Source organism: Nocardioides pyridinolyticus (assembly GCF_054653575.1).
On the sequence record NZ_BAAIFY010000006.1, the window covers coordinates 80,616 to 92,252 of the forward strand.

An 11,637-nucleotide genomic window follows, 5' to 3' on the forward strand; every position below is an offset into this window, starting at 1 on the left:
CGCGGTCGTCTTGAATGGGGGCGTGCTGCTCGCCGACGTCGTCGCCACCTCCGCCACGGTCGCCGCCACCCGGTCCCGCAAGGCCAAGGTCGCCGCCATCGCCGCCCTGCTGTCGAAGGCCGCGCCCGACGAGATCGAGACCGTGACCGCCTACGTCGGCGGCTCGCTCCGCCAGCGCCGCACCGGCCTGGGGTGGCGCGGCCTCTCCTCGCTCCCCGAGCCGGCGGCCGAGCCCTCGCTGACCGTGCTGGAGGTGCACGAGGACTTCGAGGCGCTCTCCGCCCTGGCGGGATCCGGCTCGCAGGCGGCCCGCGCGGCCGCGGTGGCCGACCTCTTCGGTCGCGCGACCGAGGAGGAGCAGCAGTGGCTGCGCGGGGTCGTGACCGGCGCCGTGCGGCAGGGCGCCCTCGACTCACTGGTCCAGGAGGCACTCGCGGTCGCGGCGGACGTGCCGCTGGTCGCCGTACGACGGACGGCGATGCTGGGCGGCTCGACGGTGGCCGTCGCGCGGGCGGCGTTCGCGGGCGTGCCCGCGCTGGAGGAGGTCGGGCTGGAGGTCGGCCGGCCGGTGCTGCCGATGCTCGCGTCGAGCGCGCCGGACGTCGCCGCGGCGCTCGCGAAGGCGGGCGGCGGTGCCGAGGTCGCGGTCGACCAGAAGCTCGACGGCATCCGGATCCAGGTCCACCGCTCCGGCCCCGAGGTGGTGATCGCGACCCGGTCGCTGGAGGACATCACCGCCCGGCTGCCCGAGGTGGTCGAGGTCGCGCTCGCGCTGCCCGCGGAGTCGTTCGTGCTCGATGGCGAGGCGATCGCCCTCGACGAGTCCGGCCGCCCACGCCCGTTCCAGGAGACCGCCTCCCGCACCGCCATGGCTGCCCTGGATCCTGGGGAGGGGGTCGCCGTGACGCCGTACTTCTTCGACGTGCTGCACCTCGACGGCGCCGACCTGCTCGACGCCCCCGCCTCCGAGCGCGCGGCGGCGCTGGAGCGCCTGGTGCCCGAGCGGCACCGGGTCCCGCGGCTGGTCACCGCGTCGGAGGACGACGCAGAGGCCTTCCTCGCCGACACCCTCGGCTCCGGGCACGAGGGCGTGGTCGTGAAGAGCCTCGCCGCACCGTACGACGCCGGACGCCGCGGCGCCGCCTGGGTGAAGGTCAAGCCGGTCCACACCCTCGACCTGATCGTGCTCGCCGTCGAGTGGGGCTCCGGGCGCCGGCAAGGCTGGCTCTCGAACATCCACCTCGGCGCCCGCGATCCCTCGACTGGCGACCTCGTGCCGCTCGGCAAGACGTTCAAGGGCATGACCGACGAGATGCTCGCCTGGCAGACCGAGCGTTTCCTGGAGCTGGAGACCTCGCGCTCCGGACACGTGGTCCACGTCCGGCCGGAGCAGGTCGTCGAGATCGCCTTCGACGGCGTCCAGCGGTCCACGCGCTACCCCGGCGGCGTCGCCCTCCGGTTCGCGCGGGTGGTCCGCTACCGCGACGACAAGCCGGTCTCCGAGATCGACACCGTCGAGACGGTCCGGGGCTACCTGGCCGGCTGAGACAGCTGTGCAACTCCGAGTTGCACAGGTCGTACAATCGCGGACGTGAGCACCCCCGAGAACGACGGCCGGCGCACCGCCGCCGCCGCCCGGCGCCGGGCCCGCGAACGCGACATCATCGCCGCCACCCGTGCGCTCTTCGACGAGCGCGGCGTGCGGGACGCGCAGATCGAGGACATCGCCAAGGCGGTCGGGATCAACCGGGCGATCGTCTACCGGCACTTCACCGGCAAGGAGGAGCTCTTCGCCCTCACGCTGGTCGGCTACCTCGAGGAGCTGCGCGGCGAAATGGCGGCCGCGGCGGAGTCCAGCACCGACCCGGCCGAGCGGCTCGCCGCGCTGGTGGGCGCGTTCGTCGACTACGGCGTCGCCCACCCGGCGTTCCTGGACTGCGCGCAGACCCTGATGCGGCGTACCGGCCCGGACCTGCTCGACGAGATGTCCGAGAGCGCGCTGTTCCGGCTCGGCCGCGGCATCTCCTCGTGCCTCGCCCTGCTGACCGAGGTGCTCGAGGACGGCGTCGCCGCCGGTGCCTTCACCGTCGAGGACCCGGTCCTGCTCGCCAACACGCTCTACGCCAGCGGCCTCGGCGCCCTCCAGCTCGCCCGCGTCGGCATCCTGGTCAAGGAGGCCGCGCCCGGCATCCCTACGGTCGGCTCGATCTCGGCCGACCAGGTCCGCGACTACCTCGTCGCGTCCGCGCTGGCCCTCGCCGCCCGCTGAGCCCGGCGCCAGCCGGCTCAGATCACCCCGAGCGCGATCATCGCGTCGGCGACCTGGATGAAGCCGGCGATGTTGGCGCCGGCCACGTAGTTGCCGGGCAGGCCGTACTCGTCGGCGGTCGCGAGGCAGCGGTGGTGGATGCCGCGCATGATCTCGGCGAGGCGCTCCTCGGTGTGCTCGAAGGTCCACGAGTCGCGGGAGGCGTTCTGCTGCATCTCCAGCGCGGAGGTGGCGACGCCGCCGGCGTTGGCGGCCTTGCCGGGGGCGAAGACGACGCCCGCCGCGGCGAACGCGTCGACCGCGCCCGGGGTGCACGGCATGTTCGCGCCCTCGGCGACCACCTTCACCCCGCCCTTGATCAGCGCCTTGGCCTCGACCTCGTCGATCTCGTTCTGGGTCGCGCACGGGAGCGCGATGTCGCACGGCACGTCCCAGACGCTGCCGCCCTCGACGTAGCGCGCGGACGAGCGCGCGTCGGGGTACTCCGAGATCCGGCCGCGCCGGACCTCCTTGATCTCCTTGACCAGGTCGAGGTCGATGCCGTCCCCGTCGACGACGTAGCCGCCGGAGTCGGAGACGGCGACGACGGTGCCGCCGAGCTGGTGGACCTTCTCGACGGCGTAGATCGCGACGTTGCCGGAGCCCGAGATCACGACCTTCTTGCCGTCGAAGGAGTCGCCCGCGGCCTTGAGGATCTCCTCGACGAAGAACACCGTGCCGTAGCCGGTGGCCTCGGTGCGCACGAGCGAGCCGCCCCAGCTCAGGCCCTTGCCGGTGAGCACACCGGACTCGTAGCGGTTGGTGATCCGCTTGTACTGGCCGAACAGGTAGCCGATCTCGCGGCCGCCGACGCCGATGTCGCCCGCGGGTACGTCGGTGTACTCGCCGATGTGGCGGTGCAGCTCGGTCATGAACGACTGGCAGAACCGCATGACCTCGGCGTCCGAGCGGCCCTTGGGGTCGAAGTCAGAGCCGCCCTTGCCACCACCGATCGGCATGCCGGTCAGCGAGTTCTTGAAGATCTGCTCGAAGCCGAGGAACTTCACGATGCCGAGGTAGACCGACGGGTGGAACCGCAGGCCGCCCTTGTACGGGCCCAGCGCGGAGTTGAACTCCACCCGGAAGCCCCGGTTGAGCTGCACGTCGCCGGCGTCGTCGGTCCACGGGACCCGGAAGATGATCTGCCGCTCCGGCTCGCAGATGCGGTGGATGACGGCGGCGTCGACGTACTCCGGGTGCTTGGTGACCACCGGGCCGAGGCTCTCAAGGACCTCGTGGACGGCCTGGTGGAACTCCTGCTCACCGGGGTTGCGGGCGAGGACCTCGTTGTAGACGTCCTGGAGCTTCGGGTTGAGTGCGGTCACCGCCTCATCGTTCCAGAACGGCCACCACGCCCTGACCACCGGCCGCGCAAACCGAGATCAGCGCGCGGCCCGAGCCCTTCTCCGCGAGCAGCTTCGCGGCGACGTTGACGATCCGGCCGCCGGTCGCGGCGAACGGGTGGCCGGCGGCGAGCGAGGAGCCGTTCACGTTGAGCTTCGAGCGGTCGATCGCGCCGAGCGGGGCGTCGAGGCCGAGCCGCTCCTTGCAGAAGATCGGGTCCTCCCACGCCTTGAGCGTCGCGAGCACCTGCGAGGCGAACGCCTCGTGGATCTCGTAGAAGTCGAAGTCCTGGAGCGCCAGGCCCTGCCGCGCGAGCAGCCGCGGGACGGCGTACGCCGGCGCCATCAGCAGGCCCTCGGCGCCGTGCACGTAGTCGACGGCGGCGGTCTCGGCGTCCACGAACCACGCGAGCGGCTCGAGCCCGTGCTCGTCGGCCCACTCCTCCGAGGCCAGCAGGACCGCGGACGCGCCGTCGGTCAGCGGGGTCGAGTTGCCCGCGGTCATCGTCGCGGCCTCACCCTTGCCGAAGACGGGCTTGAGCTTGGACAGCTTCTCGACCGAGGAGTCCGCGCGCAGGTTGTTGTCGCGGTCGAGTCCGCGGAACGGCGTGACCTGGTCGTCGAGGAAGCCCCGCTCGTACGCCGCCGCGAGGTGCTGGTGCGAGGCGGCCGCGAGCGCGTCCTGGTCCTCGCGGGTGATCTCCCACTCCAGCGCGGTCAGGGCGGCGTGCTCGCCCATGGAGAGCCTCGTGCGCGGCTCGCCGTTCTGCGGGATCTCCAGGCCGATGTCGCCGGGGCGGATGGCGCCGAGCGCCTTCACCTTGCCCGCGGTGTCGCGGGCGGCGTTGACCCTCATCAGCTTCTTGCGCAGCCGGTCGCTGATCGCGACCGGCGCGTCGGAGGTGGTGTCGGTGCCACCGGCGAGGCCGGAGTCGATGGTCCCGAGCGCGATCTTGTTGGCCACCTGGATCGCGGCCTGCAGGCCGGTGCCGCACGCCTGCTGGATGTCGACGGCCGGCGTCTCGGGCGCGAGCCGCGAGCCGAGCACGGCCTCGCGGGTGAGGTTGAAGTCGCGGGCGTGCTTGAGCACGGCGCCGGCGACGACCTCGCCGAGGCGCTCCCCCTCGAGCCCGAAGCGGGCCACCAGGCCGTCGATGGCCGCGGTCAGCAGCTCCTGGTTGGAGACGTCGGAGTAGGCGGTGTTCGACCGCGCGAACGGCGTGCGGTTGCCGCCGAGCACGGCGACGCGACGGGTGCTGCCCGGGTTGCTGCCGGGGCTGCTGCCGGGGGTGCTGGTGGTCATGGGTTCATCCTGCGTCGGTGAGGGGAACGAGAGAAGGACATGAGGGCCAGATCACGAAATCTGGACTCCGAGTTACACAAGGAGTTACATACCCACCATGAGCGACTTCTACCGCGGCTTCACCGACTCCGCGATCGGCAAGCAGGTCACCAAGCTGCTCGGGCTCCCGCAGCCCGCGAAGCTGGAGCGGTACGCCGAGGGCGCACCGCTCGTCGACGGCACCGTCGCGGTCGGCGGCCGCGGGCGCCTGGGCCCCGAGCTCGTCGGCGTGCTGGACTCCCTCGGCATCGCCGCGGTGACCGACACCACCGGTGACGGCACGTTCAAGGGCCTGGTCTTCGACGCGACCGGCCTCACCTCCTCCGACCAGCTCGGCGAGCTGCGCGACTTCTTCACTCCGCTGCTCCGCCGGCTCGACCGCTGCCCGCGCGTGGTCGTGATCGGGACGCCGCCGGAGCTGGTGACGGGCGACGAGCGCGTCGCCCAGCGCGCGCTGGAGGGGTTCACGCGGAGCCTCGGCAAGGAGATCGGCCGCGGCGGCACCGTCCAGCTCGTGTACGTCGGCGAGGGCGCCGAGGGCTCGGTCCACAGCACGCTCGCCTTCCTGCTGAGCCCCAAGTCGGCGTACGTCTCGGGCCAGGTGGTGCGGATCGGCGCCCACGGCAGCACCGACGCCGGCGAGGTCGACGACTGGCTGCGCCCGTTGGAGGGCCGGGTCGCGCTCGTGACCGGCGCGAGCCGCGGGATCGGCGAGCAGATCGCGCGCGTGCTCCACCGCGACGGGGCGACCGTCGTCGGTGTCGACGTGCCGCAGGCGGCAAGCGAGCTCCAGGCCGTGATGCAGGAGCTCGACGGCGACCACCTCGTGCTCGACATCACCGCCAAGGACGCCCCGCACCGGATCGCGCGGCACCTGAAGGAGAAGCACGGCGGGGTCGACGTCGTCGTGCACAACGCGGGCATCACCCGCGACAAGAAGCTCGCGAACATGGCCGAGGACCGCTGGGACCAGGTCATCTCGGTGAACCTCACCGCTCCCGAGCGGATCACCCGCCACCTCCTCGACGAGAAGGTGATCAACGACAACGGCTCGATCGTCGGCGTCGCCTCGATCGCGGGCATCGCCGGCAACGTCGGGCAGACCAACTACGCCGCCTCGAAGGCCGGCGTCATCGGCCTGGTCGACTCCCTCGCCGACGAGCTCGACCGCGGCATCACGATCAACGCGGTGGCGCCCGGCTTCATCATCACGCAGATGACCGCCGCGGTGCCGTTCGCGACGCGCGAGGTCGGCCAGCGCCTTAACGCGATGACCCAGGGCGGCCTGCCGGTCGACGTGGCCGAGGCGATCGCCTGGTACGCCAGCCCCGGCTCCACCGCCGTCAACGGCAACGTGGTGCGGGTCTGCGGCCAGATGATGCTGGGCGCGTGAGGGGGTGCCTGACGTGTTGCCGGTCATGGTGAAGGCGGCGCTGCCGGTCGTCCCCGGCGTCAACCTGCTCCCCGGCGTGCGCAAGAGCGGCGGCGACCTCCCCGACACCTCGCTGGTGCGGCACGACGTCCCCGTCGACCCGAAGCACGTGGCGGCGTACGCGTCGGTCTGCGGCTTCCCGCGCAAGGACACGCTGCCGCTCCCCTACCCGCACCTGCTGGCGTTCGGGCTCCACATGGAGATCATGACGTCGGCGTCCTTCCCGTTCCCGGCGATCGGCACCGTGCACCTCGAGAACGCGATCACCCAGCACCGCCCGATCGGCCTGGACGAGCAGCTCCAGGTGACCGCGCGGCCGGCGAACCTCCGGCCCCACGCCAAGGGGCAGGTCTTCGACATGCTCACCACCGTGCACGCGCGCGGCGAGCTGGCGTGGGAGGAGACCTCGACGTTCCTGCGCCGCGGCCGGGGCTCGGACGACGCGGCCGCGGGCTCGACGTTCCCCGACGCGCCCGCGCGGGGCCTGACGTGGAGGCTGCCCGCGGACCTCGGCCGCCGGTACGCCGCGGTCTCCGGCGACCGCAACCCGATCCACCTCTACCCGGTGACCGCCAAGGCGTTCGGCTTCGCGCGGCAGATCGCCCACGGCATGTGGTCGATGGCCCGCTGCGTCGGCGCCCTGGAGAACCGCCTCCCCGACGCCGTCACCGTCGCGGTCGCGTTCAAGAAGCCGATCCTGCTGCCCGGCACGGTCGCCTTCGGCGCCCGCCCCGCCGACGCCGGCTGGGCGTTCTCGCTCGCCTCCCCGAAGAGCGGTGCCCCCCACCTCGCGGGAGCGGCGACTCCCCTTTGACCCACCGTTGAGTTGGGCGTGAATCGCCCGCGAGTCGGGCCTCCCTCCCGCGGTCCGAGAGAACGGCCCAGCTCGAGCGCGACTTTGGCCCAACTCGACGGCGAATGGGGCCCAACTCGACGGGGAACCCGGGCGAGGTGAGGACGGCGGTGGCGGCGACCGACCAGTGGCGCGACCCGGACGGCTTCCGGGCGCCGGCCGGCCTGGTGCACGCGTGGGACCAGGGCACCAACCAGACACGCTGCGGCGTCCCGATCAAGAAGGCCAGTCTCTACCGGTTCTCGCACGTAGAGTGGGCGGACGCGCAGCCGGCGACCGGCCGCGACGCCGACCGGGTGACCGACGTGTGCCCGCGGTGCGCGGCGTCGATGGGCCGGCGACGCGACGAGAGGCCGTGGAAGCGGGAGAACCCGCGACCCTGACCGGTCACAACCCCCGACTCAACGGGTCACAAGGCCCGACTCAACGGGGGTCGCGCGGGCGGGTCAGGCCCTCCTGGGCGACCGTGGCGACGAGCGTGCCGTCCTCCTGGAACACCCGGCCGAAGGCCAGGCCGCGCGCGCCCTGGGCCGAGGGCGACCACTGGTCGTAGAGCCACCACCGGTCGGCGCGGAAGGGGCGGTGGAACCAGATGGTGTGGTCGAGCGAGGCCATCTGGATCTTGGCCGGGTCGTCGTCGTGCGCGGCGAGCGCGGAGCCGAGCAGGCTGACGTCGCTGGCATAGGTGAACGCGGCGGTGTGCAGCACCGGGTCGTCGCCGAGGCCCTCGCGCAGCCGAACCCACATCCGCGCCTGGGAGACGTGGCCGCCGTCGGGGTCGAGCCCCAAGCTCGTGTTGCCGAGCCAGCGTACGTCGAGCGAGCCCCACTCCTTGCCGAGCGCGTCGGCCTCGGCGTTGCCGCCCGTGCGCATCACCTCGACCAGGTCGACGCCGGTGTCGGGGGCGCCGACCGTCGGCATCGCGTCCTGGTGCTCGAAGCCCTCCTCGGGCCGCTGGAAGTTCAGCGTCTGGTAGTAGATCGGCCGGCCGTGCTGGCGCGCGACGACCCGCCGGGTGAGAAACGAGCGACCGTCGCGCATCCGCTCCACGTCGTACACGATCGGGACGGCGTAGTCGCCGGGCAGCAGGAAGTACGAGTGCAGCGAGTGGACGGCGAACTTCGGGTCGACGGTGCGCACGCCGGCGATCAGCGCCTGCGCAGCCACCTGCCCGCCGAACACGCGGGCGCGCACCGACTCCGGCTGCCGGCCCCGGAACAGGTCGGTGTCGAGCTCCTCCAGGTCGAGCAGGTCGACGAGCTCCTCCGTCGGGCTCACGCGCCCTCCTTCATGGCTGGGCCTTCCGCGGCCGCATCACGGCCTCCTGGGCCACGGACGCGACCAACCGGCCGTCCTGGCTGTAGACCTTGCCGAGCACCAGCCCGCGGCCGCCGGTCGCGGCCGGCGAGTGCTGGTCGTAGAGCCACCACTCGTCGGCGCGGAACGGCCGGTGGAACCAGACCGCGTGGTCGAGCGAGGCGAGGAACACGTCGCCCTTGAGGAAGCTGAGGCCATGGGGCGCCAGCGCCGCGCCGAGGAGCGTCATGTCGGAGAAGTACGTGAAGGCCGCCGTGTGCCAGAACGGGTCGTCGGGCAGCGGCGTGGACGCCTTCAGCCACAGCCGCTGCCGGCCCGGCCGCGCGTCGTCGGGCTCGAGGTCGCGCACCGGTCGCACCTCGGCGACGTCCCACTGGTCCGCGTGCTCCTCGTCGTGCGCACGCCGGACGACGGGCGCACACTCCTCGGGCGCGGGTACGGCGGGCATCGGCTCCGCGTGGTCGAGGCCGGGCTCCTGCTTCTGGAAGTTCACGGTCTGGGCGTAGATCGGGCGGCCGTGCTGCTGCGCGATCACCCGGCGGGTGAGGAACGAGCGCCCGTCGCGCAGGTAGTCGACGTCGTAGATCGTCGGCACCGAGGGATCGCCGGGCTGGAGGAAGTAGGAGTGCAGCGAGTGCGCCGCGAACTCCGGCGCCACGGTGCGAGAGGCCGCGACCAGCGCCTGCGCGGCGACCTGCCCGCCGAAGACGATCGGCCGGGTGGTCGGCATCTGCGCGCCGCGGAACAGGTTGTCGTCGATCACCTCGAGGTCGAGCAGCTCGACGAGCTCGTCGGAGTCCCGCGGCATCAGTCCTCGTCCTCGACGTCGGAGCTGCCGGACCCGTCGAGTCCCTGCAGGAACCGCTCGAACTCCTTGCCGAGCTCCTCGCCGGTCGGCAGCGGCTGGTCGCGGGCGAGCAGGCTGGAGCCGCTCTCCTCGGCGCGCTCGAAGGCGTCGTACTGCCGCTCCAGCGCGGCGACCACCTCCGCGACCTCCTCGTTGGCGGCGAGGTAGCGGGTGATCTCCGCGTCGCGGTCCTCGGCCTCGGCGCGCAGCCCCGACAGGTCGATGGTGAGCCGGCCGGCGAGCTCGACCTGCTCGAGCAGCGCGGCCGCGGCGAGCGGGTAGTCCGACTGGGCGAGGTAGTGCGGCACGTGCGCGACGAAGCCCATCGCGTCGTGGCCCCACTCCCCGAGCCGGACCTCCAGGAGCGCCTGCGCGCTGCTCGGGATCCGCAGCTCGCCGCGCCACGGGCTGTCGGCGGTGATCAGGTCGGGGTTGTTGGCGTGGTGGGTGATCGCCATCGGCCGGGTGTGCGGCACCGCCATCGGCACCGAGCCCATCCCGACCACGCGGGTCACGCCGAACCGCTCGACGACCTCGCGCACCGCGAGGCAGAACGCCTCCCAGCGGGTGTCGGGCTCGGGTCCGTGCAGCAGGAGGTACGGCGTGCCGCCGGTGTCCTCCAGCAGCCGGACGAGCAGCCGCGGCGCGTCGTACCGCTCGTAGTGGTCGCGGACGAACGACATCGCGGGCCGCCGGGCGCGGTAGTCGTGCAGCTCGTCGACGTCGAAGGTCGCCACCACCCGGCCCTCGGAGAGGTCGGTGAGGTGCTGCACGGCGCGGCTCGCGGCGCTGCCAGCGTCGAGGAACCCGTCGAGCGTGAGCACGAGCGTCAGCGAGGACACGTCGTCGAGCTCGGGGACGTGGTCGACGATGTGCACGAGGCGGTCGGGCATGCCCAAAGACTAGTGGCGAGGCCGAGGTCACACCCCAGGTGGGTGACCGCGTTGTTACTCCTGGGTAATCTTCGCAGCGTCCCCGAGAACCAGGAGAACCCCGTGTCCCGTCAGCTGCGAGAGGTCGTCTTCGTCGACGGCGTGCGCACGCCGTTCGGCAAGGCCAAGGGCCAGTACGCCGAGACCCGTGCCGACGACCTCGTCATCAAGTGCATCCGTGAGCTGCTCCGGCGCAACCCGTCGCTGCCGCCCGAGCGCGTGGACGAGGTGGCGGTCGCCGCCACCACCCAGATCGGCGACCAGGGCCTCACCATCGGCCGCACGGCCGCCCTGCTCTCCGGGCTGCCGCAGAGCGTGCCCGGCTACGCGATCGACCGGATGTGCGCCGGCGCGATGACCGCCGTGACCACCACCGCCTCCGGCATCGCCTTCGGTGCGTACGACGTCGTCATCGCCGGCGGGGTCGAGCACATGGGCCGCCACCCGATGGGCGAGGGCGTCGACCCGAACCCGCGGATCATGTCCGAGCGCATCGTGAACCCCGACGCGCTGGTGATGGGCAAGACGGCCGAGAACCTGCACGACCGCTACCCCACGATCACCAAGGAGCGCGTCGACGCCTACGCCGTGCGCTCGCAGCAGAAGACCCAGGCGGCGTACGACGCCGGCAAGATCCAGCCCGACCTGGTGCCGGTCGCGACCCGCTCGGAGGAGCTCGGCTGGGGCCTGGCCACCAGCGACGAGCCGATGCGCCCGGAGACGACCCTGGAGTCGCTCGCGGGCCTGAAGACGCCGTTCCGCCCGCACGGCAAGGTGACCGCGGGCAACGCCGCCGGCATCAACGACGGCGCCACCGCCGCGCTCCTCGCCGACGAGGAGACCGCGCGCGAGCTCGGCCTGCCGGTGAAGATGCGGCTGGTGTCCTACGGGTTCGTCGGCGTCGAGCCCGAGGTCATGGGCGCCGGCCCGATCCCGGCCACCGAGAAGGCCCTCAAGCAGGCCGGCCTGACCATCGACGACATCGGCGCGTTCGAGGTCAACGAGGCGTTCGCCGTCCAGGTGCTGGCCTTCCTCGAGCACTTCGGCATCGCCGACGACGACGCCCGCGTGAACCCCTACGGCGGTGCGATCGCGATGGGCCACCCGCTGGCCTCGTCCGGCGTGCGGCTGATGAACCAGCTCGCCAAGGCGTTCGAGGAGAACCCGGACGTCCGCTACGGCCTGACCACCATGTGCATCGGCATCGGCATGGGCGGCACGGTCATCTGGGAGAACCCGCACTGGACCGGAGAGGCGGCCTGA

The 11,637-nt window shown here is 72.4% G+C and carries 11 protein-coding genes and 1 pseudogene; 6 read left to right on the forward strand and 6 right to left on the reverse strand.

Annotated elements, in window-relative coordinates:
* Positions 1–22 precede the first annotated feature (22 nt).
* The gene (locus ACYQ0U_RS07470) at positions 23–1,546 is read left to right on the forward strand and encodes an ATP-dependent DNA ligase (protein WP_459971148.1); all 1,524 of its coding nucleotides are present in this window, start codon (positions 23–25) and stop codon (positions 1,544–1,546) included.
* A 45-nt stretch (positions 1,547–1,591) separates the two neighbouring features.
* On the forward strand, positions 1,592–2,269 hold the full coding sequence (locus ACYQ0U_RS07475; protein WP_459971150.1) for a TetR/AcrR family transcriptional regulator: 678 nt from the start codon (positions 1,592–1,594) through the stop codon (positions 2,267–2,269).
* A 17-nt stretch (positions 2,270–2,286) separates the two neighbouring features.
* Here ACYQ0U_RS07475 and gdhA read toward each other — a convergent pair whose 3' ends face one another.
* Positions 2,287–3,633, reverse strand: coding sequence for an NADP-specific glutamate dehydrogenase (gdhA, locus tag ACYQ0U_RS07480; protein ID WP_459971152.1), 1,347 nt, complete (start codon positions 3,631–3,633; stop codon positions 2,287–2,289).
* Positions 3,634–3,637: 4 nt separating this feature from the next.
* Entirely contained in the window at positions 3,638–4,954 is a 1,317-nt protein-coding gene (locus ACYQ0U_RS07485; RefSeq protein ID WP_459971154.1) for an acetyl-CoA C-acetyltransferase, read from the reverse strand.
* Between the two features lie 97 nt (positions 4,955–5,051).
* On the opposite strand from ACYQ0U_RS07485, the gene ACYQ0U_RS07490 reads away from it, so the two are divergent.
* The 3 genes from ACYQ0U_RS07490 (at position 5,052) to ACYQ0U_RS07500 (ending at position 7,661) form a co-directional block, all read left to right on the forward strand.
* Complete coding sequence (locus ACYQ0U_RS07490; protein ID WP_459971156.1) at positions 5,052–6,386, forward strand: 3-oxoacyl-ACP reductase; 1,335 nt, start codon at positions 5,052–5,054, stop codon at positions 6,384–6,386.
* 4 nt (positions 6,387–6,390) lie between these two features.
* Positions 6,391–7,239: a MaoC family dehydratase gene (locus tag ACYQ0U_RS07495; protein WP_459971158.1), complete on the forward strand. Its 849-nt coding sequence runs from the start codon at positions 6,391–6,393 to the stop codon at positions 7,237–7,239.
* Positions 7,240–7,376: 137 nt separating this feature from the next.
* Positions 7,377–7,661, forward strand: coding sequence for a hypothetical protein (locus ACYQ0U_RS07500; RefSeq protein ID WP_459971160.1), 285 nt, complete (start codon positions 7,377–7,379; stop codon positions 7,659–7,661).
* 40 nt (positions 7,662–7,701) lie between these two features.
* On the opposite strand, the gene ACYQ0U_RS07505 is transcribed toward ACYQ0U_RS07500, so the two are convergent.
* From ACYQ0U_RS07505 to ACYQ0U_RS07520, 4 genes and pseudogenes are all read right to left on the reverse strand, one after another.
* A complete protein-coding gene (locus ACYQ0U_RS07505; protein ID WP_459971412.1) occupies positions 7,702–8,067 on the reverse strand; it encodes an acyl-CoA thioesterase in 366 nt (121 codons plus the stop codon).
* A 201-nt stretch (positions 8,068–8,268) separates the two neighbouring features.
* A pseudogene (locus ACYQ0U_RS07510) lies at positions 8,269–8,556 on the reverse strand (acyl-CoA thioesterase); the annotation flags it as partial.
* A gap of 10 nt (positions 8,557–8,566) precedes the next feature.
* Positions 8,567–9,403, reverse strand: coding sequence for an acyl-CoA thioesterase (locus tag ACYQ0U_RS07515; protein ID WP_459971162.1), 837 nt, complete (start codon positions 9,401–9,403; stop codon positions 8,567–8,569).
* Positions 9,403–10,335 (reverse strand): proteasome assembly chaperone family protein, encoded by a 933-nt coding sequence (locus ACYQ0U_RS07520; RefSeq protein WP_459971164.1) that lies wholly within the window; start codon positions 10,333–10,335, stop codon positions 9,403–9,405. The genes ACYQ0U_RS07515 and ACYQ0U_RS07520 overlap by 1 nt, the downstream gene beginning before the upstream one ends.
* A gap of 102 nt (positions 10,336–10,437) precedes the next feature.
* Here ACYQ0U_RS07520 and ACYQ0U_RS07525 point away from each other — a divergent pair, with 102 nt between their 5' ends.
* Positions 10,438–11,637 (forward strand): thiolase family protein, encoded by a 1,200-nt coding sequence (locus ACYQ0U_RS07525; RefSeq protein ID WP_459971166.1) that lies wholly within the window; start codon positions 10,438–10,440, stop codon positions 11,635–11,637.

Coding starts and splice junctions, on each gene's coding strand:
- ACYQ0U_RS07485 (WP_459971154.1), bottom strand. CDS start 4,954: ATGACCACCAGCACCCCCGGCAGCAGCCCCGGCAGCAACCCGGGCAGC.
- ACYQ0U_RS07490 (WP_459971156.1), top strand. CDS start 5,052: ATGAGCGACTTCTACCGCGGCTTCACCGACTCCGCGATCGGCAAGCAG.
- ACYQ0U_RS07515 (WP_459971162.1), bottom strand. CDS start 9,403: ATGCCGCGGGACTCCGACGAGCTCGTCGAGCTGCTCGACCTCGAGGTG.
- ACYQ0U_RS07520 (WP_459971164.1), bottom strand. CDS start 10,335: ATGCCCGACCGCCTCGTGCACATCGTCGACCACGTCCCCGAGCTCGAC.